Here is a 23,784-nt window from a genome sequence, read left to right as displayed (position 1 = left end):
ATATTTTAAGGATCTTTCGCGGGAGGCGGGGCAATGTACTTTTCGTAAAACGAGTCAGGTTTTCCGAGGTACTGGTCCGCCTCCTGCTGTGACCAGCGCTGACGTAATGTCTCATACAGGCTCGGATACGCGTCATAAGGGATCGCCTCGAACTCCGCATTGGGCGAACCCCATAATGCGGTAATGCGGTTAAGCCTCGCTGCACGGTAAAATCGCCCGATCCCCACCGCTGCGGGAAGTACCAGCGCGAGCATGATGATAATGCAATTGGTATTACCCCGCAATATCGTAAGAGTTTTCGGCAGCGGCTGGCTTGCGAGCGGGTACAGTAAACAACAACCGATCAATATCAGTACCGGCATCATACCGCGCAGCAGCATATCGTTCACTTTCCCGACCCGGATCAGCGGAAACAGTAAGGTAATGCAAATCAGCGTCCAGAACGGCACCGCCGGAATGGTCGGCAGTCCGGCTCTGCGCGATATCAGGTATGCAAACACAAAGAGCGACGTATCCGTGACGGTATTCACGAGGTATTCCCGCAGCAGATTGTCCATATCACCCCGAAATTCCCATATCAGCCCATTCTGAGGTGCGTGCGGGTGCGACTGAAACAACAGCAGCACAGGCACCGCTGCGAGGGAGGGCAACAGAACCTGTTGGAACAGTCTGCGTACAGTAATGCCCCACCGGATCCATTGGAAAACCAGTAAGAGTGCGGTGACCAGGCCTGCAATCAGCGCCGGAAAAGCGGCCCACCAAAGCGCCAGCGCCGTTGGGAGGCAAAGCAATGCATAATCCAGCCGGTGACGGATCATATGAAAAAGCATTCCGCCTAGCATAAGCGAGGGAATAAACTGGTTCGGTGCCCAGAACAGATTCTCGATATTCGACCAGTGCTCGACGCCAATCTCCTCATACTTGTACAATTGAATGGACCCATGCGAGGCGACACCTTTAAAAATTCTCGGAAAATCGCCCACGCACAACACGAGCAAGGCAGCCCACCACTTCCGATCCAGCGACGTACAAATCCATAGAAGCCCTAGTGCGATACCCAGGCTCGTCCAGATCAGGATTGCAACCGGTGAAATATCGCCAGCCAGCCTGGAAATAGCTGCCGGCACCAGGTAGTATCCGAAGTAATAGGCCATTACCGGACGGTTGGCGGGAAAGCGCAGTGGCCAGTTGTTTTGAAAGAGGTCCTGGAACTTCGCGTTGTGGCACCAGTGGTCCATGGTTTGAAATGCGAAACCGGTAATGCCGGAAGCGAGCGTCAGAACAACCGCCAGAGCTAGTGCGATACAAATATCTTTTACATGAATAATCGATTTGGGGAATGCGATTTCTTGTAATATGCATTTGTGGAGAAGATGCATGAGTAATGCAATTCCTGTTAAAGAAACTGCCACCTTGGTCCAATATAAATAGTAAATAATATTGGGTATTAATAAATAAATGATTGAAACGATATAGAGCGTTTTGTTTCGCATTTAATTAAAATAATGTGTGTATAGCTTATTTGAATTATCAGTCGGTTGGTGGCTCTTTGTAAATGCGAACTCTCAATGCTATTTACGAGCCAGAATGTAAAGTTTCCGCAGGTAATCCCGGTTCACAATGCAGAACCTGATGAGGTTACTCCGGCCCCCGATTTTCAGTTTTTTGCTGATCCTTCGCTTGTAATTTTCAATGCTTTTGGGCTCAATGACAAGGCACGCGGCTATTTCGGTGGTGGTGAGGCCATCCGTGATGAAGGAAAGAACGTCCCATTCACGGTCAGTGAGTTGGAGGAGCCTCTGGTTGATCGACTGGTAATCATCGACCAGCAATATGGAAGCATTTTCTGATACAGGAGTCATGAATAGCGTGTTGATAAGGGAAATTTGAAAAGGGTTTTATCGCCGACAATGCAATACATAATCCGACGAACAACAAAGTTATTTGTTTTATTAAAAATAAAAACCCCTCAATAATTGAGGGGTTTGGTGTAAAGTTTTGATGGGTAAATGAAATAGGTGAAGCAAAATAGTAGATATAGTTTTACGGAAACTACTTTACCTATTTTATCATGCACACTAATATTACTTTTGTCAGATACTTTCTGACCTGTTTGCTTTTTTTTAATACAAGTCATTTGTTTGCAAATGGCCCGAGAACTGAAAATGAATCGGAATTGGATCCGGTTTTGTTTTCAATGTCCGCGGACAAATCCGTGGTGAAGGTGGGAGAGGAGTTCTCGATCGACATTCAGTGTACGATGCGTGACTTTTCGGACCTTCGGTTGTTTCCGGAGTCGCTGAACGGCGAGTTTGTTTTGAAAGTGGTGTTCCCCGACGGCTTTGTGCAAACGGGCGGTAACTATTATCATTCGGTTTCCGGGAAACTGCTGCGACCGGGAGAGCGGGTCACATACAGGCTTACGGGCAAGTTTGTATCGAAACCGCCTTCGGGAAAATTCATGCTGCTGCGCGGAACAAAGCACTCCGCCGAAATTGATCGGTTTCTTTACCGTGGAGAGCTGGCCATCGCGGTTGAGGATGCAGAAGAACCGGAGAATGTCGCTCGGCAGACAGCGACCCAAGCTTTCAGTCAATGTCTCGAAGCGGAATTGATGCCCGGTGCCAATGGTCCCATTACCAGCGACCCCAATGCCTCGAACGGCCAGACGCGCGGCGCGGAGAACCAGTACAGCCATTTTGTAGATTACGCGGTGAATGTGCCGTCGGCGGGACTTTACCAGGTTACTTTGCGCTACTACTCCTCGGCAGCACCGATAGTGAGCGTGACGGTCAACGGCGGTAATGCGCAGAGCATTTCGTTACCGAATTCCGGCTCATGGAATATTGCCTACACCGATTACACTTTCGCCGTGAACCTGAACGCGGGTGCATCGACCTTGAAAATAGCCGGTACCGGTGGCGGAAGTTGCCGGCAGGACAAGATTTGCGTTACGGGAGAAGGCCAGATCTGCCCCGTTTTGAGCAAGGTAAGGCTGCATTGGCGTACAGCGGATTTCAACCGGCTCAACGGAGCGAAAGTTCAGGGCTCGAACGACGGGTCGGTCTGGACGGACATTTATACGATTGGTGTGAATGCGACGGGCAGCTGGCAGGAATTTACTTTTCCGAATGCTACGGCCTACCAGCATGTGCGCTATGCCGCCAGTCCTACCGGCTATGGCGAGTTGCGCGAGATCGAATTTTACAGCGGGGCTACCAAACTTTCAGGGACGCCCTTCGGTTCCGATCCGAATGTGGCTGCCATGGGCTGGCAATATGCCATCGATGGAGCAGTAACTGCTTCCTGGCATGGCCAGTATGTGGGCATTGGAGCACACGCTGGACCCAGTAACTTTGTTGGCCTGTCCATTACGGGTTGCACGACAACCTGCATTACACCTGCCATTGTGCAAACGGCCGGAACAAATGTATGCCCGGCAACCAATCAGCAGGTAACACTCACCGCCTCGGGTTACTCGGGCAATGTGAGTTGGCTGCTGAACGGATCGGCCGCCGGGAGTGGTACCGCCCTTACGACGGTTAATGCGGGTACTTATACCGCATTCAGCAGCAATGGTACCTGCACGAGTGGGCAATCCCAGGCATTCACGGTGGCGCAGGCAGGCAACTGCGCACCGCCTGCGTTGGTACCCAAGATTTCTTCCAGTGGTTTTCCTGAAATACTCACGTTGTCGATTGTCGCTGACCCAGCTAATCCCGGAAGCTGGTTGCTGAGCGATATCGGAACGGTAAGTCTGCCCGCTGGCTATGAATGGTCTTATTTTATAGGTAGCAAATGGCTTAAAACAGGGGCCAACCTGACCAATGAACCCTGGCAGTCGAGCAGCCCGGGCAGGGTTGTGAAAATGGCTACGAAAATCGGACTTGATACGCTCAACCGCTGGCCATGCCCGCCCGAAGGCTGTAACTACTATTACCAAAACGACGCCGTCGCACAGCTCGCACCCGGTGCGCGGGGAGGTCTCACCACTTTTATCTTTAACTGACTATGAAAAAGCTGATCCTGCTTTGGGTGCTCCTGGGCACCCTGACCCTCCATGCCCAAACTATACCCGTCACTTTTAAGAATACCGTTCCTGCCGGCTACGACCCCACCTCACAGGCGCCGGGCTTCATGGAAGTGAGCCCGAACATCACAATGCCGCAGGGGCACGTGCTCGTAAAACCGCCTACCAAGCAGTCGTACACCTGGGCGCAGACGTTCGCGAAGGGTGGCACGCATTACAACCGCAATGAATTGGGAAATGAGGGTTCCGTGGCGACATTCAGGAGTACTTATCCCGACAAGGAATACAATGGCGTCCCCACCATCCCCACGATATTCGGCTTGCCTTGCTCCGGGCCGGAAGAGTGGGTGGACGGCTACAACAAGAAATGCTGGCCCACCGGGCCGTTTACGGATGCGGAGGCACGCGCGAAGGCACATGAGATATGGAACGGCGGAAACGCCTCGAATCTCTGGATCGGGGAGACGATGGAGAATTTCCCTTTTATGCCCGCTGACAAGCCAATGTGGCATTCATTCTATGATGAACTCGCCGGACTTTACGAAGCAAAGAAGGCACAGGATCAGAAACCGTTTTTCCTTTGCCATAACTACTTTGCCACAGGCCCCTATTATCTTGGAAATACATCCAAAACCCAGGCGGACTGGGAAGTCATGTACACGCAGGACCCGTCACAATGGCAGATGAAAACCTGGTTTCATCCCGGCGGGACGTTGTCACGCACCAATACTGTAATGGAGGGTATTTACTTCGGGGCATTCGATCTCAATCCGGACCAGGCAATGAATACGCTCTTTTGCATGGAGCTTTGGCAAAAACTCGGTAAATACACCGGAATGTTCTTTTATAACCACCACGAATGGGCTCCGGAATCGTTTACCGACAAAGTTACATTCCCGGAAGGCACATTTTTCCGTGCCGATAAACCGGTGCATGACCCTTCATTTCAGATCCTCATGGGCTTTCTGGCACACGAGTACGGCAACGTCTTTGTCGATTGGGGCACATTCCTGAAACAGCCGGCCAGCAAGAAGCCCATCGGGTACTATCAACCTGTACACCAAAGCATGGATTACTGGCGGCCGAATGCGGGTGGTCCGGCGGCGTTTCCTTACTACTACCAATTGGGGGTAGGTTTGCCGCCTCAGGACTTTTATTCGCCGCTGGCTGTCAGCAGTGATTACAGCTATTTTGGAAATTTGTTGTGGATGCAAACGGGCGGGAGCGTTGCAGGTGGAACGCCGTACTATTGCTCCTATCGCCTCGACGGCAATGCGTGGATCGACCGGAAGGCATCGGGTTGTGACATAGTCAGCGCCTACTTTGCCAAGAGGGGTATTGCGCGGTGCCGCATTTCAGGCAACAAGATGGTTTTGTATTACTTCAATATGTACGCGGATAACCTCCGTCATACCATCGAGATCAAACATCCGACTAACCCGGCTAAAAGCTATACCGGCACGGTTTGTGGAAGTGGTATCCACGTGGTAATGCTGGATATTTAATGGCTCAGCCTTCCTGGTACGTTTGCGGGGAGCTTAGCTTCCCAGGCCGTATCTTACAATGCAATACAAAGCCCGGAAGCCATCTTTCCAGTTGATCTTCTTGCCTTCATCATACGTGCGGCCGTAATAGGAAACGCCCACTTCGTAAATGCGGATTTTGGGGATTTTGGAGATTTTGGCCGTTACTTCCGGCTCGAAGCCGAAGCGGTTTTCGACCAGTTTCAGGCTTTTCAGAAGGTCGGCGCGGAAGAGTTTGTAGCATGTTTCCATGTCCGTCAGGTTGAGGTTGGTAAACATGTTGCTCAGGAATGTCAGGAACTTGTTCCCGATCGTGTGCCAGAAAAAAAGGATGCGGTGTGGTCTTCCGCCCATGAAGCGGGAGCCATACACCACATCCGCATATCCTTCGATAACCGGTTTTAGCAATATATTGAATTCCTGGGGATCGTATTCAAGATCGGCGTCCTGGACGATAATGTAGTCGCCCGTGGCGCGGCGGATGCCTGTATGCAATGCCGCCCCTTTCCCCTGGTTGTATTCATGCCGGAAGTAAGCCACTTCCAGCTCAGGATTCTCTTCTATGAATTTTTTAGCAACTGCCTCCGTATTGTCGGCAGAACAGTCATTTACAATTACAATCTCCTTTTGAAAATTACCTATCAGGTCAACGGATTTAAGTTTATCCAGCACATTTCGGATTGTCTTTTCTTCATTGTAGGCAGGAACGATAACCGATAATTTCATCAGGGAAAGATATAGTGAGACTGTTTAAGAGTGAATCGTTATTGTTTCGGGGTTATTCGTTATTCAAAACACAATGAAGCTGCTCCCAGGAGTCCGGCGTCGTTAGCGAGCGTTGCGCGTTTGATATTGATTGTTTTCAGGTAATAAGGCGTGAGCCAGTACTTGAAACGATCGTTAATTGCCGGCAAAATAAACTCAAATGAGGCAGAAATACCACCACCGATCAAAATTGTTGTGATATCGAGTATCCGGATCATCGAAACGAGCCCTTCGCCCAGCAGGTAACCCATCTCATGGAAAACAGCTTTTGCCAGTTCGTCGCCTGCCGAAGCAGCTGCTACCAGGCCGGTTGTTGAAATGGTGCCGTCGGCAGGAAGTTGGGTAGTGCCTGTGTAAGCTGCGCGCATTGCATTTGCCATGTCGAGCAGTTCTTTCTTACCGATGTTACGTTCGAGGACCTTTCCGTTTTTAGAAGGAACGTGGCCGGGCTCCATCGCATTACCGCCGCCGCCTTTGAATACCTTCTTGTCGATAATCGCCGCGCCGCCGATACCGGTACCGAGGGTTACGAAAATGTAATCTTCCGGAAGTTTGTCTTCGCCAAAATAGTATTCACCCAAAGCAGCCGCATTCGCGTCGTTTTCCAGATAAAAATCATGCTGCGGAAACCGTGCTTTCAAATCCGGAACAATGGTGATCCCGTCGATTTCGGGGATTGCCGTGATTTCGATCAGCGTGGTCCTGTCGCGGGAGATGAGCCCCGGAACACCGATCCCTACTTTTTTGACTTCGGGATATTCAACGAGTTGGAGTGCAATTGCATCGCCTAATCTGTCTATAAAATGCCCGGAGCTGCGCCAGCTGGCAGTATCGTGACTGTAAAAATTTGAGATTCTTCCATCCGTAGCGTCAACGATCCCCATTTTTACGTTAGTACCGCCCACGTCTATACCGAGGTATTGTTCCATGAAATGAAATATGGGTTTAATAAATAATTTTAAAAATGCGGCAATTTAGTAAAATTGCTCTATTGTTCACTCATTAATCCAAATCTCCCAGCTGCGGGCGGATCAGAATTTCTTCCACCACTGCCCTGGGAGACAATGCATAGGCAGCCCAGATCGATTCGGCCACGTCGCCAGAATCCATAAAACGGTCTTCTGGCAGCTCGGTGCCTTTCCAGCTATCGGTATACGTCGCGCCGGGTAGAATAGCCGTTACACGTACTTTGTGGGGCTTCATTTCTTCGCGTAGCACCTTGGTCATCCCGTATAATGCGAACTTCGAAATGCAGTAAGACCCGCCATTTGGATAGGCGATAATGCTGGCTGTGGAGCAAATGGTAAAAATATGGCCCTTTTGTTGCCCCATCATGCCGGGCAAAATGCCGCGGGTGAGATGGTAGGCGCTGTACAGGTTGGTTTCCATCGTTTTTTCCAGCGTGCCCTCCGTTTCGTTATGGACTTGCCCCGGAATAAATACGCCGGTATTGTTGATAAGTACCTCCACCGGGGCGCTATGTTTGTGGATAAATGTAATGAAGGCATCCACATCAGCCCGTACCGAGAGGTCGGCCGTTAAATAAGTCAGTTTTGATTGGGGAAAACTTTCGCTGAATGTTTGTTGCAGTGCGAGCAGGTCGCTCTCGTTTCTTGCGCAGGTAATTACATCGAAGCCTTGTGCTAAAAATTTCTCTATCGCTGCCCTTCCGATCCCTTTTGTTCCACCGGTTACTACCGCTAATGGATTCATTTTTCTGATTACTTCTTTTTTTGCCTAATTTTCCCGAAAATATTGAATACAATTAAGATATCATGTCTGTAATCGGTAAATACTTCATTTTTTTAGGGACGCTGTTCGGGAAGGGCGAGAAATTATCGGTTTACTGGCGGAGGCTGATGGAGGAATGTGTAGGCATTGGCGTGAGCTCGATCTTCATCGTCGCGATCGTTTCCACGTTTATCGGCGCGGTGTCTTGTATTCAGACGGCCTATAACCTGGTCAGCCCCATTATCCCGATTTCTACTGTTGCATTGATTGTACGCGACATGGAGATACTCGAGCTCGCACCCACGATTACCTGTATTGTACTCGCCGGAAAGGTAGGCTCCAATATCGCCAGTGAGCTCGGTACCATGCGCATTACCGAGCAGATCGACGCTTTGGAAGTAATGGGGATCAACTCCTCGTCGTACCTGGTGCTTCCGAAAGTGGTAGCAGCGATGCTTACATTTCCGATGCTCGTTATTTTCTCCGCATTCCTGGGCATATTGGGCGGTTACCTGGCGGGAACACTCACCGGCGTGATCACTGAACGGGATTATTTATACGGTATCCGCGATTCCTTCGTACCCTACAATATCTTTTTCATGTGTGTGAAACCCTTCGTTTTCGGCTTCCTCATCGCCTCTATTTCCTCTTTTAAGGGATTTTTTACGTCGGGCGGTGCGTTGGAGGTGGGTAAGGCCAGCACACAGGCGGTGACCAACAGCTGTATTTCCATTCTTGTCGCAGATTACCTGCTCGCACAGCTGCTTTTGTAAGCGTTCTCAACCGGACACAAAATGATTGAAATCAATAATATCTCAAAGGCATTCAACGGTAAGGAAGTTTTAAAAGGAATTTCGGCCCAGTTTCAGAAAGGGGAAACGAACCTGATCATCGGAGGCAGCGGTACCGGTAAAAGTGTGTTGCTGAAATGCATGATCGGCCTCGTGAAGCCCGACCAGGGCAATGTGCTCTATAATGGCCGCGATTTTTACCATTGCGACAAAGAAACCCAGCAGTCGATCCGCCGTGAGATGGGCGTACTCTTCCAGGGCGGGGCATTGTTTGATTCCAAAACGGTGGAGGAGAATGTGCGCTTTCCGCTCGATATGCTTACCACTCAATCGCCCGAAGAAAAACGCGAGCGTGTGGCATTCTGTTTGCAGCGGGTAGGGCTGGAACAGGCCGCGAAACGGATGCCGTCGGAGATCAGCGGAGGGATGAAGAAGCGTGTGGGTATTGCGCGGGCTATTGTAATGAACCCGGCCTATCTGTTTTGCGACGAACCCAACTCCGGTCTCGACCCGCTCACATCGGTCAAGATCGACGAGCTGATCAAAGAGATTACGGAGGAATACAAAATCACCACCATCATCATTACCCACGATATGAACTCGGTAATGGAAATCGGGCAGAATATCATGTTCCTTTATCAGGGGAATAAACTCTGGGAGGGCGTCAACACGGACATCACCAAAACCGACGTGCCCGAACTGAAAGAATTCCTTTTCTCCAATAAACTGCTGCGCGAAATGCAGGAATAGCCTGCATTACCGCTTCCGGAACGCAGGGATATTTTTCCTTTCCAGCAAAAACACCATCACTACGCACACCGCGAACACGGTCATGTGCACCGGCACGGAAATCCACAGATTTGGTATTTTAAACATGGAGGAGGCGTAAATCAGCAGCGCACCGCCGCCGATATAGCCTATCGCAGAGGCAAGATCGTATGGCACCGGGTAATATTTTTGCCCGAAATAGTAGCAGAGCGCAAGCATCACAAAGCCGGATAATGCAAACGCGATCGCGAACCCGTGGTAGCCGATTTGTGGTACAAGCACGAAGCTGGTCGCGATGGTAATGCCTGCACCTGTGAGCGTGAGCCAGGTTCCGTACTGCGTTTTATCGGTTAGTTTGAACCACGTAGCGAGGTTGTAATACACACCCAGGAACAGATAGCCTGCCAGCAACCAGGGCACCACGCCCAGGCCTTCGTGATAGATCTTCTTTTTCAGGAACAACTTGGCGAAAAGGTCGAGGTTCAGGCATATGCCCACCCACATGAGCACGCATATGATGATAAAATACTTGGTAACCTTCGCGAATACCGGCGGCGCGTTCTTGTCCTCGCCTTTGGAGAAGAAAAAGGGCTCCGCGGCATATTTGAATGCCTGGATCGCCAGGTTCATGAAGATCGACAGCTTATAGCATTGCACGTAAATACCGATGGCGGTTTCGTTGCTGCGGCCGGGATAGAAGCCCTGCGGCAACAGAAACTGAATGAACGCCCGGTCGAAGAGCATATTCAATACACCGCCTATATTCATAATCAATACAGGGAATGCGTAAACCCAAACAGGTTTGAAAAGGTTGCTATTGAATACAAACCGGAAGTCGGCGAATTCCCTACGGAGCATCCAGAAGAACGCCAGGTTGGCGATCAGGTTGGCGAGTACAATATAATCCGGTGCGTGCAGCGGGTTGTAAAACAGGTCTACGGCCGGTTGCAGGAATGTCAGGTATTTTCCGGCATGAATGTCGCGGCAGACAAGCAGGAAGAACAAGTTCAGGAAGATGTTGATGAGGATGTTGGTAACCCGGATGATCACGAACTTTTTACCCTTGCCTTCTAGCCGTAGCCTTGCGAACGGGATCGATACAATGCCGTCGGTGGCCATGATGATCGCGAACATCTGCACGATCGAAGCGGAATCCGGGTATTTGATCAGCTCGGCGATGGGCCCGGCAAAAACGAACATGAACGTGGAACAGAGCAGGCTGACCACGATCACCGCGCTTAATATCAGGTCGTAATACTGCTTCCGGTCCTTCTCCTCGCGTGCGAAGCGGAAGAATGCCGTTTCCATACCGAATGTGTAAAGCACGAGCGCCAGGCCGGCGTAGGCAAATAACTGCCCTTGTGCGGCGATTTGCTGAGGTTCAAAAAGCTTGGTATGCAGGGCCACCAGCAGGTAGTTCAAAAAGCGGCCCAGCATGGTGCTGATGCCGTAGGTGGCGGTTTCACTGGCCAGTTTTTTCAGTACGCTCATTCAATGCGGGATTTTCCTTCGCAAATATAGAAGAGTAACTGCCAATAAACGGAAAAGGCCCTTCCCGTTTGAGGAGAAGGGCCTGTGGTTTTTTATCGTCAACCTCGGACATCCGAGATAATACTGTCAACTACGCGCTCGATACGCTTCCAGCCTTCGTCAGTTTGAAGGTCCACGTCAAGCATTTTTTCACGATAATCAGAGGAGATAGTCAAAAAATAAATGCCTGCTGAAATGAATGCGATTAACGCGCTGGTGTCATTGTAATAGGGCAGGTCGCCTATTTTGCTGAGGATACGCGTCGCAATCTGGTTGCGGGCGTCTGATAGCATCGACTTTCCGGTTCCGATCTCCCAGCGGAGCAGGTCACGCGTAGCTTTACGCTGGCGCAGATCGTTAGTGAAAGTGTGCATGAGGGACGTGAGAGCTTTGTTCCGTTCTTCCGGTGTTAGCTCCGGGATGTTGTCAATGTAATCTGTGCTGAGGGTTGACGTGTACTCTCCCGACCTGACGTATTGTTCCATCAGGCCATCTACGCTTTCAAAGTACCTGTAAATCAGGACTTTGTTGACTCCGGCAGTGCGGGCGATCAAATTTACGCCCACTTTTTCGGTGCCATGTTGTTCAATTACTTCGCCGACCGCCTTGAGTATTTTACTCTTCGTGCGCTCGCGATCACGCTTTTTTACTTTTTCTACTTTCATATGGGTGCTGTTTAGGTTAAAACATAGTAAATGTAACATTTCATATCCAAATTTTATAGCAGAAAAGTTACATTAAGTAACCAAATTTTTAAAAAGGTTTCCTTAATGTCACCGTAAGGTCGCAAAAAGTTGGAAATGCTATTAAATGGCCTTTTACCCTCCGAAATTTGGAAGAATTCTAAGGTTAGGAGTGAGAATGGGATGGAAACAAAAAAGAGCTCATTGAAAAATGAGCTCTTCGATTACTGTTGGCCGACAAGGACTCGAACCCTGAATAAGACAACCAAAATGTCCTGTGTTACCATTACACCATCGGCCAAAACCGTAAACAGTGGTGCAAAAGTAATGGGAGTAGAGTAATGTGTCAAGCTTTTTGGGAAAAAAATTAAATACTTTTTAGCTCAACGTTGCTAGCGATCTTTTTTACAAGGCCTTGCAAAACTTTGCCCGGGCCCGATTCGATGAAGATTTCTGCGCCGTCGGCCACCATTTGCTCCACAGACTGAGTCCATCTTACCGGAGCGGTGAGCTGCGAGATCAGATTTTCTTTAATAACGGCTACTTCTGTGGCCGGCTTGGCATTCACATTCTGATAAACGGGGCAAATAGGCTGCTCGAATTGTGCCGCGTTGATAGCCGCTGCGAGTTCCTCACGGGCTGGCTCCATCAATGGCGAGTGAAATGCACCGCCCACGGGAAGTACCAAAGCACGTTTTGCGCCCGCGGCTTTCAGCAGTTCATTGGCGCGCTCTACACCTTCGATGGTTCCCGAAATCACCACTTGTCCCGGGCAGTTATAGTTCGCCGGTACGACGATCTCATTCGTAATGCCGGCGCAGATTTCTTCGATCACGTTGTCGGCAAGGCCCAGGATCGCAGCCATCGTCGACGGGCGGATTTCGCAGGCTTTCTGCATGGCCGCCGCGCGTTTTGCTACGAGCGAGAGGCCGTCTTCGAATGAAAGGGCTCCGGCAGCAACCAAAGCGGAGAATTCGCCCAGCGAGTGGCCCGCTACCATGTTCGGTGCGAAATCGGGTGTGATTTTCGCCAGAATCACGGAGTGGATAAATATCGCCGGCTGGGTCACATTGGTTTGTTTCAGCTCCTCGTCGGTGCCTTCGAACATGATTTTCGTGATCTCAAAACCGAGGATTTCATTCGCCTTTTCAAACAGTGCCTTGGCGGAGTCGGAACTTTGGTAAAGATCCAGACCCATTCCTTTGAACTGCGAGCCCTGACCAGGGAAAACATATGCCGTTTTCATATGGATGATTTATGGTTATTCATGATGAAACAAAAAGCCCGGTAAAAAACCGGGCTACAAAGGAAATACTTGAATGTGAAAGAAAAAAGAATCTACCGCAGCAGCTGCACCCATCCTTTCATGGTCACAGGTACACTTTGTTTTTGCGACGACTCGAAATAGATTTTTACTTCATAATAATACTGCCCTGCTGCAAGGTCTTTTCCGCCATTGGTTTTGCCGTCCCAGTTGATGTTTACATCCTTGGTAGAGTACACCAATGCACCCCAGCGGTTGTAGGCCTTGAATTCCAGTGATTGAACAAATGCGGGGCATTCCAATGGTTGGAACGTGTCGTTTTTGTTGTCGCCATTGGGTGTAAAAACGTTTGGCAATACAAACATCGGGCAGTTATCGCGGCACACGGTATTGCTCGGCGCACTTTCACTTCCGAAGCGGTTAACGGCCGTTACATAATAGCATCCTGCAAATGAAGCGAGCCCCGTATGGTCGAAGCTGGTTTGCAGCGGTGAAGGCGGGGTGGTGACAGTGGCGATCAATATAGGTGAGTCACCCTCATATCTTGCATAATAGACCCTGTAAGCGGTTACGAGCGGGTCGCAGTCTTTTCCACCTACCTGGGCAGGATACTCCCATGTCAAATGGTTGGTAAATCCTGATGGGGTACAAAATGCTTCCGGATGCGCTCTGAGCGAGTCGCAATTGAGCGGGTCGAGGGTTAGCACCGGCGGACAAGGCCTGGTGGTATCCGACGAGGAAACGCAAAGTATCTGCGAGAAGTTGTAAAGTACCGAAGGCTTGATCTGACTGTTGTTGTAAGAGCCTACCGTTTCTACCTTATAACAATAGGTAACGTCCTTCACAATGGTCACATTCACTGTTCCGTCGGCGGCATATTTATCGGTACCATCATCGACGTAGGTAAATGTCTGCGGTCCGGTGACGGCAACTTCGGCAATGCGGTTGAAAGTCCCCGGCTTTGTTTTATCCTCCCGGTACACACGGTGCACGCGGTTGCCATTGTCCCAGGGCACGAGCGCTGTCCATTTCAATCCTACCTGATTGGGCTGGGCCGCGGCCTGTTCGAGCCTTACGGAGCTGGCCGTTTCGGTTTCGTCGAACTTGGTGAGCTGTCCGTTTACCGTGGTGTAATATTCAAGTTTGTAATTGTAGGCATTGGCCTCCGTGTTCAACCCCTTATCGACAAAAAGCGTGTCGGCGGCTCCCGGTGTGAGGTTGGTGTTGATGTCGGCTATTTTGGTGAAAGCGGTACCATTTTGCCCGGTAGCTCTGTAAAGGCGGTACTGAGCAGGCAGCCCGGTTGCGGTGGCTGGTCTGATCCACTTCACGGTGATCTGTCCTCTGGTGGTGCTGGTAGAATCAATAGTCACATTGGTAATAACCGGCATGGCCAATGGGAGGTTAAGGCAATATTCCGCGGAAGCAAGGCTTTCCCCGCCACCGATCAGGTAACCTGGGTCGGTAGGGCTGGCGCCTGGCCTAGGGAACAGGGCCACGATGCGGTAGGAATATGAAACACCTGCCCGGAGGCCTTCACCGCCGTTGTTGTCCAGGAAGGTAGTTTGGTTAATATCCACCCTTCCTATTTCTTCGTACCCCGAGCCGGCAGGAATACCCGGGCTACACACATCCTCTTGAAGGTCTGTACATTTTTCGGCCCTGTAAATAGCGATTTTGGCTCCTGCAATCTGGCATTTATAGGCATCCCAGTTGAGGCGATAGGCCGTTCCGGTAGGATCGGAAACGGCGGTGCCCTTTAAACCAGTCGGTTTTGGTCCGTAGACTTTAATGTTCACGGTGGTCATGTCGACCAGCTTCCGGAACAGAGACGGGTTAGGGACACTCGGACCCGGCGCATCTTCCACTTTAAAAAGGACATCGTAAGCTTCCAGACGGATATGGGCGCAAGAGGTTTGCCACGTAAACAGACCATTGACGGTACCCTGGGCGCCCTGATTGGCAACCGTAAACTTCGCAACGGCCGGGGGAATCAGAGATGCTTCATAAACACCGCCCGACGATGTGAGCGTAAGTTTGTCGCCATTCTTATCCGTAGCTGTTACGGGCTGGTTGATCAGCGTGCCGGCCTCGACGCAAATATCGTCCAGAGGCTTAATCACCGGCCGGTCGTTGCGGGCGTCTTCGACGATGATCTGCATGTCGCGGACGATCTGCCCGATGAGCACGCCGTCCCGCCATTCTTCGACGACAAATGCGACGTTATAATACCCTTTCGTAACAGGCGCGTCCCAAATCAGGTCGCCGGTGATCCGGTTGATACCGAAAGTGGCAGGTGATGCGCCTGCTTCTGTGGACCCCGGAGGTGTTACCATGTTGGGATCCTTGTATTGCAAATTGATACCTGTGCCCTTTACACCGCTTCTTTGGGGGATAAACATCCGGTAAGCAAGGCTATCGCCATCGGCATCGAATGCGCCGGGATTGTGGATGTAACGCTGTCCTACCGCCGCCACATCGATGGGCGCATTGAGCAGTACAGGCGTTTGGTTCTTTCCGAAATTGGAATTGATTTCCAGGATCGTGCTCACATAGAAGTTCAGGTTCTGTGTGGGCGGCGGACCGATGTTGAGTACGTTGTTGTTCCGGTTGTCCTCTTCGAAGGAAATGCGGTATTGCCCTGCCGAACGGAAGGTGTAATTAATAATGTAGGTATTCTGCGTCGTGTTGTTTCCAATGTTTGGAATTGGCTGAATACGAGGCGCTTCTATGACGTCAACGGTGGAGGTTTCGGTGATTCTCGGAGGGCCGATCGTGAAGAATACCGAATTCTGAGCATTGGCAGCCCCTTCGCCATTCTGCATATCAAAATAGGCTGTGAGCTTTATCTCGTAGGTGTGGACTGACGAGCCTGCGGGAGAAAGCCTGCGGGCAGTGATCTCGCCCGCGCGTATGTGCGTAGCCATGGCTTGAAAGCCACTGCACAGCAAAGCCAGGAAGAACAGGTATAATGGGATTCGTAAAACAGAGCGCATAAATCTGTGTCGAGCTAATAATGATAGGGAGGTAATGGCAGGGGCCATTTCTCCTGTCAGGTACGTTAAATCAACGAAAATTCAGGTAAAAATGTGTGCTTTGGGAATGAATATAATGTGTCGCTTTGTAAACATACAAAACAACTTTATAAATCATGTACGAATTGTAACAAAGTCCCAAAGCAGCACAAATAGCGCTCTGATGTGATTTTGTATTGCTATCTCAGCAATTGTACCCAGCCTTTCATGCTGGTCTCCGTGCCTTGTTTTTTAGAAGATTCGAAATAGATGGTTACTTCATAATAATATTGCCCCGCTGCAAGGTCTTTTCCGCCATTGGTTTTGCCGTCCCAGTTGATGTTTACATCCTTGGTAGAGTACACCAATGCACCCCAGCGGTTGTAAGCCTTGAATTCCAGTGATTGAACAAATGCGGGGCATTCCAATGGCTGGAACGTGTCGTTTTTGTTGTCGCCATTGGGCGTAAAAACGTTTGGCAATACAAACATCGGGCAGTTATCGCGGCACACGGTGTTACTTGGCGCACTTTCACTTCCGAAGCGGTTAACGGCCGTTACATAATAGCATCCTGCAAATGAAGCGAGCCCCGTATGGTCGAAGCTGGTTTGCAGCGGTGAAGGCGGGGTGGTGACAGTGGCGATCAATATAGGTGAGTCACCCTCATATCTTGCATAATAGACCCTGTAAGCGGTTACGAGCGGGTCGCAGTCTTTTCCACCTACCTGGGCAGGATACTCCCATGTCAAATGGTTGGTAAATCCTGATGGGGTACAAAATGCTTCCGGATGCGCTCTGAGCGAGTCGCAATTGAGCGGGTCGAGGGTTAGCACCGGCGGACAAGGCCTGGTGGTATCCGACGAGGAAACGCAAAGTATCTGCGAGAAGTTATAAAGTACCGAAGGCTTGATCTGACTGTTGTTGTATGAACCCACCGTTTCCACTTTATAACAATAGGTAGAGTCCTTGACGATGGTCACGTTCACTGTTCCGTCGGCGGCATATTTATCGGTACCATCATCGGAATAAACAAATGTCTGCGGCCCCTTTACGGCAACTTCGGCAATGCGGTTGAAAGTCCCCGGCTTTGTTTTATCCTCCCGGTACACACGGTGCACGCGGTTGCCATTGTCCCAGGGTACGAGCGCGGTCCATTTCAATCCTACCTGATTGGGCTGGGCCGCGGCCTGTTCGAGCCTTACGGAGCTGGCCGTTTCTGTTTCGTCGAACTTGGTGAGCTGTCCGTTTACTGTGGTGTAGTATTCAAGTTTGTAATTGTAGGCATTGGCCTCAGTGTTCAACCCCTTATCGACAAAAAGCGTGTCGGCGGCTCCCGGTGTGAGGTTGGTGTTGATGTCGGCTATTTTGGTGAAAGCGGTACCATTTTGCCCGGTAGCTCTGTAAAGGCGGTACTGAGCAGGCAGCCCGGTTGCGGTGGCTGGTCTGATCCACTTCACGGTGATCTGTCCTCTGGTGGTGCTGGTAGAATCAATAGTCACATTGGTAATAACCGGCATGGCCAATGGGAGGTTAAGGCAATATTCCGCGGAAGCAAGGCTTTCCCCGCCACCGATCAGGTAGCCTGGGTCGGTAGGGCTGGCGCCTGGTCTTGGGAACAGGGCCACGATGCGGTAGGAATATGAAACACCTGCCCGGAGGCCTTCACCACCGTTGTAGTCCAGGAATGTGGTTTGGTTAATATCCACCCTTCCAATTTCTTCGTAACCAGAGCCGGCAGGAATACCCGGCCTACACACATCCTCTTGAAGGTCTGTACATCTTTCGGCCCTGTAAATAGCGATTTTGGCTCCTGCAATCTGGCATTTATAGGCATCCCAGTTGAGGCGATAGGCCGTTCCGGTAGGATCGGAAACGGCGGTGCCCTTCAATCCTGTCGGTTTTGGCCCGTAGACCCGGATATTAAATGACGTCATGTCGGCCAGTTTCCTAAACAGCGAGGGATTTGGAAAGGTGGGCGATGGGCCATCTTCCACTTTGAACAGCACGCCATAAGGGCCCATCCGAATATGGTCACAGGATGTTTGCCATAGGAACGTCCCGGTAACGCTGCCCTGGGCGCCCTGGTTGGCAACAGTGAAAGTAGCAAGCGGAGGTTTGATCAATGTAGCATCGTACGTGCCGCTCGCGGACGTAAGTGTCAGCTTGTCGCCGTTTTTATCTGTTGCAACAACCTTCTGGTTAATCAGCGTTCCTGCTTCGACGCAAATGTCCTGTAACGGGGGCAAAACGGGTCGGTCGTTGCGTGCGTCTACCACGATGATCTGCATGTCGCGGACGATCTGCCCGATGAGCGCGCCATCGCGCCATTCTTCCACGACAAATGCCACATTATAATATCCTTTAGTGACGGGAGCGTCCCAGATAATGTCGCCGTTTATGCGGTTAATGCTGAATGTCGCGGGGGAAGCACCGGCCTCGGTCTGGCCGGGTGGGGTCGTCAGGTTTGGATCGTTATATTCAAGATTCATACCCAAGCCGTTGGTTCCTGCGCGCTGGGGGACAAACATCCGGTAGGCAATGCTGTCGCCATCGGCATCGAACGCGCCGGGGTTGTGGATGTAACGCTGGCCCACAGCCGCGAGGTCGATAGGAGCGTTGCGGAGAACCGGCGTTCGGTTCAAGCCGAAAGCGGCATTGATTTCCAGCGTCGTGCTCACGTAAAAGTTAAGGCTATTGGTGGGCTTCGGCCCGATGTTCAGCACACTTTGGTTGCGTGCATCCTCTTCTACGGAAATGCGGTAGGCGCCCGTTGTCCGGAATGTGTAGACGGCAATGTAAACGTTCTGGGTAGTATTGTTGCCGATATCGACAATCGGCGGGATCCTAGGCGCTGTAATGAACTCCGGCTCCCCGGTCCCCGTCGTGTTGTTGATCGTAAAAACGACCTGATCCTGGCGGTTGGCGGCATCTGGCCCGCTCACCATATCGAAATAGCCGGTGAGTTTGATTTCGTAGGTAGGCGATGAGAGCGAGAGTCTTCTCGCCGTGATTTCCCCTGCCCGAAAGTGTGTGGCAAAAACCTGGCCGAACGGCGCTGTCAGCATCAGGATTGCAGTAAGAATCCGGAAAAATAGAGGTTTGGGCATGGGTAGGTCCGTTAGTCGTTCGGTGATGTAACAACTCAACGAAACACATGTTTGAAAATGTGTGCTACTCGGTTACAAAATAGTTGGAAAGAATGTGCTGAGGCGTTCGCCCTGAGCGTCTTGCTTTTGCAAAGGCTAATCAGTCTAAATAATTCTTAATAATGATTATAAATAAACGGCGCGGTTTGCAAAAATGGAAGGGATTCTTTGTCTCGCTAACGTTTGTGATATACCTTTGAAAGGTTCTAAATATACCTCATTTTTTTGCACTAAAACCATTCGTTTTTGATTATGTCGTGGTTTTCACAAACGTTAACGAGCTCTATCGGTAAAAAACTTCTGATGGCTCTTACCGGACTTTTTTTGATTAGCTTTCTGGTCATTCATGCCACTATCAACGCCATGATTTTCTACAATGATGGCGGCGAGACTTTCTCCCACTGGGGGCATTTCATGGGTACTAACCCAATTATACGTACGCTTGAAATAGGCCTGGTGGCGGGTTTTCTGATCCATATCATTGATGGTTTGATGCTCTGGAAAAGTAACCGCGACGCCCGTCCGGTGAAATATGCTGTCAACAATGCAGCAGCGAACAGCACGTGGTATTCGCGCAGCATGGGTTTGCTCGGAACATTGCTTCTGATTTTCCTTGTAATTCACACCTCGCATTTCTGGATTCCCAATCGTTCCAACCAGTTTGCAACCGGCGAAGAACTAAACCTCTACCAGATGATGCTCGAAACTTTCCAGAACCCGGTTGTGGTACTGATTTACGTGCTAGGCTGCATTTCGCTCTTCTGGCATTTGCTCCACGGTTTCAAAAGTGCATTCCAGTCGCTGGGCCTCAACCACGTGAAATACAACGGTGCGATTTCCTTCGTGGGGACTGCATTCTCGATCATCGTGCCGATCCTCTTTGCATTAATGCCGATCTCGATCTACCTCGGCTGGGTGAAGTAATCCCGATAGCGTCTTATTTCTAAATTTTCGATTAAATAATATTTGATATATGGCAACGTCATCTCGTCTGGATGCCAGAATACCACAAGGACCACTCGAAAGTAAATGGAGCAAATACCGCTCGTCGGTTCCGCTTGTCAACCCCGCCAACAAACGTAATCTCGAAATTATCGTTGTAGGGACAGGACTTGCCGGTGCTTCTGCCGCAGCTACGCTCGCCGAGCTCGGTTATAAAGTGAAAGCTTTCTGTTTTCAGGATTCCCCACGCCGTGCGCACTCGATTGCAGCACAAGGAGGGATTAACGCAGCAAAAAACTACCAGAATGACGGTGACTCGGTTTACCGTCTTTTTTATGATACCATCAAAGGAGGTGACTACCGTGCGCGTGAAGCGAACGTACACCGCCTGGCCGAAGTTTCGGGTAACATTATCGACCAATGCGTAGCGGCAGGTGTGCCTTTCGCACGTGAGTACGGCGGTTTGCTATCCAACCGTTCGTTCGGTGGAACGCAGGTACAGCGTACATTCTACGCAGCCGGCCAAACGGGCCAGCAGCTGTTGCTGGGAGCATACTCCGGTTTGCAGCGCCAGGTAGGTATGGGTACGGTTAAAATGTACAATCGCCACGAAATGCTCGACGTCGTGAACATCGACGGCAAATGCCGCGGGATCATCGCCCGTAACCTGATCACAGGCGAGATCGAAAGACACGGTGGCCATGCGGTATTGCTTTGCACAGGTGGTTACGGTAACGTTTTCTACCTTTCTACCAATGCAATGGGTAGCAACGTAACCGCAGCATGGAAGGCCCACAAACGTGGTGCATTCTTTGGTAACCCTTGCTTTACCCAAATTCACCCGACTTGTATCCCGGTTTCGGGCGAGCACCAGTCGAAACTGACGCTGATGTCGGAGTCGCTGCGTAACGACGGTCGTATCTGGGTCCCTAAGAAAAAAGACGACAACCGCCCGGGTAATGCAATTCCCGAGGACGAGCGCGATTACTACCTCGAACGCCGTTACCCTGCATTCGGTAACCTCGTACCGCGTGACATCGCGTCGCGTGCGGCGAAGGAGCGTTGCGATGCCGGCTACGGTGTAGGAACTTCCAAACTGGCCGTTTACCTCGATTTCGCTGCGGCGGTGGAGCGTTACGGACGTGCGGAAGCCAACAAGAACAACATTCACAATGCCTCCGATGCCGACATTATCACGTGGGGTAAAGCCGTTGTGAAAGAAAAATATGGTAACCTCTTCGATATGTATAAGCAAATCACGGGTGAAGATCCGTACGAAGTGCCTATGCGTATCTATCCTGCGGTGCACTACACGATGGGCGGCCTTTGGGTTGACTACAACCTGATGACCACCGTACCCGGCTTGTACTCACTGGGAGAGGCCAACTTCTCCGACCACGGTGCCAACCGCCTCGGTGCTTCGGCATTGATGCAGGGCTTGGCCGACGGATATTTCGTGATCCCTTACACCATCGGCGCTTACCTGGCGAGCGAAATCCGTACCGGAAAAATCTCCACCGACCACGAAGCATTCGTGAAAGCGGAAGCAGAGGTGAAAGAGCGTATCGACACATTGCTGCGCATTCAGGGTAAAACTTCTCCCGAGCTTTTCCACCGCCGTTTGGGCAAGATCATGTGGGAAAAATGTGGTATGGCACGTAATGCGGAAGGTTTGAAAGAAGCGATCCAGGAAATTCGTCAGTTGAGAAAAGATTTCTGGTCGGACGTGAAAGTAATGGGCACTGCCAACTACTTCAACCCCGAACTCGACAAGGCGAACCGCGTTGCGGACTTCATCGAACTCGGTGAGCTGATGTGTATCGACGCTTTGGACCGTAACGAATCATGCGGTGGCCACTTCCGGGAAGAATACCAGACCGAAGAAGGCGAAGCATTGCGCGACGACGAAAATTATATGTATGTATCGGCCTGGGAACACAAAGGACCCGAGCAATGGGAGCTTCACAAAGAGGAACTCGTTTACGAAAACATCAAAATCGCTCAACGCAGCTACAAATAAGAAACCTCCGGTGGCACGGATTTATGCCACGCTAAAAAGTTGTATCAGAAATAAAGAATATAGGTATGGAAGGAAATATGAGGTTGTCTCTGAAAGTGTGGAGACAAAGCAATACAGACGCAGCGGGAGGTTTCGAAGACTACAAGCTGGACAACGTTTCCCCTGATATGTCATTTCTTGAAATGTTCGATGTCCTCAATGAGCAGCTCATCGAAGAAGGAAAGGAACCTGTTGCATTCGACCACGACTGTCGCGAAGGTATTTGCGGGATGTGTTCGATGTATATCAATGGCCGTCCGCACGGGCCTCTGCGCGGGGTAACTACCTGCCAGCTGCACATGCGTTCGTTCAAAGACGGTGATACCATCGTGGTAGAGCCTTGGAGAGCACAGGCATTCCCGGTGATCAAAGACCTCGTGGTAGACCGCGACGCATTCGACCGCGTGATCTCTGCCGGTGGTTTTATTTCTGTGAACACGGGTAATGCGCAGGATGCCAACTCACTGCCGATCGCGAAAGAAGCAGCGGACGACGCATTTGCTGCGGCAGCTTGTATCGGTTGCGGCGCTTGCGTGGCAGCTTGTAAAAATGCTTCTGCGATGCTTTTCGTATCTGCCAAAATCTCCCAGCTGGCATTGTTGCCGCAAGGACAGGCAGAACGCAGCATCCGCGCGGAGAAAATGGTCGCTCAAATGGACGCAGAAGGCTTCGGAGCCTGCACTAACACCGGTGCCTGCTCAGCAGAATGCCCTAAGGAAATCAGCCTCGAAAACATCGCCCGCATGAACCGCGAGTACATCGGCGCGAAGTTCTCTTCTTCGGCGGTTTAAAATAGATTAAATGCAAATGCAGGGTAGTCGGGATCGGCTGCCCTGTTTTTGTTTTTGAGGGGTGGCCTTGAATCTGTTAGTGTTTCAAAATGTTTATATTGCAATAGGTAAGGAAACAACAACATGGATACGATAGAATTGAGATACAAGCCTCTGCGTCTTGACGATGATGAATTCTACGAGTTTTGTCGGGAGAATGATCAACTCAAAATAGAGAGGGATAGCGAGGGAACGATCTATATTATGTCAAATACTGGCGGAACTACGGGAATACTGAATTCGATCATCAACTACTGTTTGATGTATTGGCATCGTTCCACTAAGTTGGGATTCGTTTTTGATTCTTCCACGGCTTTCCGATTACCCAATACCTCAGTTAGGTCGCCTGACGTTGCCTGGGTTTCGGCTGAGCGGTGGGAGCTTTTGACAGGGGCTGAAAAAAAGAAATTCCCTCCTATATGCCCCGATTTTGTGATAGAACTGCTTTCGGAGAATGACGATCTGAAAACCATTCAAAAAAAAATGCAGATAGAATGGATGGCTAATGGATGCAAACTCGCCTGGCTGATTGATCCGGAGAGAGAAACGACATATGTTTATCGACCAAATGAAGACGTAAAGATTTTCCGAGGTTTTGATAAGAAACTATCAGGAGAAGAAGTACTTACAGGTTTTGATTTTGATTTGAGTGAATTAAAAATATAGACTTGTTTATACCAAAAAGAGCGAAGCAGACGATCATCCGAC

Annotated in this window: 18 protein-coding genes and 1 tRNA gene; 8 read left to right on the top strand and 11 right to left on the bottom strand. The window is 50.4% G+C overall.

Translation table 11 applies throughout. From position 1 onward, the window contains the following. Positions 1–5 precede the first annotated feature (5 nt). Entirely contained in the window at positions 6–1,379 is a 1,374-nt protein-coding gene (locus J2Y43_RS08250; RefSeq protein ID WP_309992796.1) for a hypothetical protein, read from the bottom strand. A 192-nt stretch (positions 1,380–1,571) separates the two neighbouring features. Next, positions 1,572–1,862, bottom strand: coding sequence for a helix-turn-helix transcriptional regulator (locus J2Y43_RS08245; protein ID WP_309992799.1), 291 nt, complete (start codon positions 1,860–1,862; stop codon positions 1,572–1,574). 335 nt (positions 1,863–2,197) lie between these two features. Here J2Y43_RS08245 and J2Y43_RS08240 point away from each other — a divergent pair, with 335 nt between their 5' ends. Both J2Y43_RS08240 and J2Y43_RS08235 read left to right on the top strand, forming a co-directional pair. After that, on the top strand, positions 2,198–4,009 hold the full coding sequence (locus tag J2Y43_RS08240; protein WP_309992802.1) for a carbohydrate-binding protein: 1,812 nt from the start codon (positions 2,198–2,200) through the stop codon (positions 4,007–4,009). A gap of 2 nt (positions 4,010–4,011) precedes the next feature. Beyond that, entirely contained in the window at positions 4,012–5,535 is a 1,524-nt protein-coding gene (locus tag J2Y43_RS08235) for a hypothetical protein (RefSeq protein ID WP_309992804.1), read from the top strand. A 33-nt stretch (positions 5,536–5,568) separates the two neighbouring features. Here the strand turns inward: J2Y43_RS08235 and J2Y43_RS08230 are convergent, their stop codons facing one another. The 3 genes from J2Y43_RS08230 to J2Y43_RS08220 form a co-directional block, all read right to left on the bottom strand. Further along, on the bottom strand, positions 5,569–6,279 hold the full coding sequence (locus J2Y43_RS08230) for a glycosyltransferase family 2 protein (protein ID WP_223406459.1): 711 nt from the start codon (positions 6,277–6,279) through the stop codon (positions 5,569–5,571). 59 nt (positions 6,280–6,338) lie between these two features. Continuing rightward, positions 6,339–7,247, bottom strand: coding sequence for an ROK family protein (locus tag J2Y43_RS08225; RefSeq protein ID WP_106599595.1), 909 nt, complete (start codon positions 7,245–7,247; stop codon positions 6,339–6,341). Between the two features lie 73 nt (positions 7,248–7,320). After that, positions 7,321–8,031: an SDR family oxidoreductase gene (locus J2Y43_RS08220; protein ID WP_309992806.1), complete on the bottom strand. Its 711-nt coding sequence runs from the start codon at positions 8,029–8,031 to the stop codon at positions 7,321–7,323. Between the two features lie 62 nt (positions 8,032–8,093). On the opposite strand from J2Y43_RS08220, the gene J2Y43_RS08215 reads away from it, so the two are divergent. Then, a complete protein-coding gene (locus J2Y43_RS08215; protein ID WP_015813410.1) occupies positions 8,094–8,822 on the top strand; it encodes an ABC transporter permease in 729 nt (242 codons plus the stop codon). Between the two features lie 21 nt (positions 8,823–8,843). Then, positions 8,844–9,590, top strand: a complete 747-nt coding sequence (locus J2Y43_RS08210) for an ABC transporter ATP-binding protein (RefSeq protein ID WP_309992811.1) — start codon at positions 8,844–8,846, stop codon at positions 9,588–9,590. 6 nt (positions 9,591–9,596) lie between these two features. Here the strand turns inward: J2Y43_RS08210 and J2Y43_RS08205 are convergent, their stop codons facing one another. The 6 genes from J2Y43_RS08205 to J2Y43_RS08180 form a co-directional block, all read right to left on the bottom strand. Beyond that, the gene (locus J2Y43_RS08205) at positions 9,597–11,099 is read right to left on the bottom strand and encodes a polysaccharide biosynthesis C-terminal domain-containing protein (protein ID WP_309992813.1); all 1,503 of its coding nucleotides are present in this window, start codon (positions 11,097–11,099) and stop codon (positions 9,597–9,599) included. A gap of 98 nt (positions 11,100–11,197) precedes the next feature. Further along, a complete protein-coding gene (locus J2Y43_RS08200; RefSeq protein ID WP_309992816.1) occupies positions 11,198–11,803 on the bottom strand; it encodes a TetR/AcrR family transcriptional regulator in 606 nt (201 codons plus the stop codon). Between the two features lie 248 nt (positions 11,804–12,051). After that, positions 12,052–12,122, bottom strand: a tRNA-Gln gene (locus J2Y43_RS08195). A gap of 66 nt (positions 12,123–12,188) precedes the next feature. Beyond that, entirely contained in the window at positions 12,189–13,067 is an 879-nt protein-coding gene (fabD, locus tag J2Y43_RS08190; protein WP_309992817.1) for an ACP S-malonyltransferase, read from the bottom strand. 92 nt (positions 13,068–13,159) lie between these two features. After that, positions 13,160–16,012 (bottom strand): gliding motility-associated C-terminal domain-containing protein, encoded by a 2,853-nt coding sequence (locus J2Y43_RS08185; RefSeq protein ID WP_309992820.1) that lies wholly within the window; start codon positions 16,010–16,012, stop codon positions 13,160–13,162. A gap of 287 nt (positions 16,013–16,299) precedes the next feature. Next, the gene (locus tag J2Y43_RS08180; RefSeq protein ID WP_309992822.1) at positions 16,300–19,206 is read right to left on the bottom strand and encodes a gliding motility-associated C-terminal domain-containing protein; all 2,907 of its coding nucleotides are present in this window, start codon (positions 19,204–19,206) and stop codon (positions 16,300–16,302) included. Positions 19,207–19,497: 291 nt separating this feature from the next. Between J2Y43_RS08180 and J2Y43_RS08175 the strand changes: the two genes are divergently transcribed. The 4 genes from J2Y43_RS08175 (at position 19,498) to J2Y43_RS08160 (ending at position 23,742) form a co-directional block, all read left to right on the top strand. After that, positions 19,498–20,169 carry a succinate dehydrogenase cytochrome b subunit gene (locus tag J2Y43_RS08175; RefSeq protein ID WP_309992824.1) on the top strand — a complete coding sequence of 224 codons (672 nt, stop codon included), beginning with the start codon at positions 19,498–19,500 and terminating at the stop codon, positions 20,167–20,169. Positions 20,170–20,218: 49 nt separating this feature from the next. Next, on the top strand, positions 20,219–22,207 hold the full coding sequence (locus tag J2Y43_RS08170; protein WP_309992826.1) for a fumarate reductase/succinate dehydrogenase flavoprotein subunit: 1,989 nt from the start codon (positions 20,219–20,221) through the stop codon (positions 22,205–22,207). A gap of 77 nt (positions 22,208–22,284) precedes the next feature. Then, on the top strand, positions 22,285–23,037 hold the full coding sequence (locus J2Y43_RS08165) for a succinate dehydrogenase/fumarate reductase iron-sulfur subunit (RefSeq protein ID WP_223410983.1): 753 nt from the start codon (positions 22,285–22,287) through the stop codon (positions 23,035–23,037). A gap of 123 nt (positions 23,038–23,160) precedes the next feature. Beyond that, positions 23,161–23,742, top strand: a complete 582-nt coding sequence (locus J2Y43_RS08160) for a Uma2 family endonuclease (protein WP_309992829.1) — start codon at positions 23,161–23,163, stop codon at positions 23,740–23,742. The last annotated feature ends 42 nt before the right edge of the window (positions 23,743–23,784 follow it).

Origin of the sequence: Dyadobacter sp. BE31, from assembly GCF_031457695.1 — a bacterium.
Taxonomy (GTDB): domain Bacteria; phylum Bacteroidota; class Bacteroidia; order Cytophagales; family Spirosomataceae; genus Dyadobacter.
Note: the sequence above shows the minus strand (reverse complement) of the source record. Positions and strands in the feature narration are given on the sequence as shown.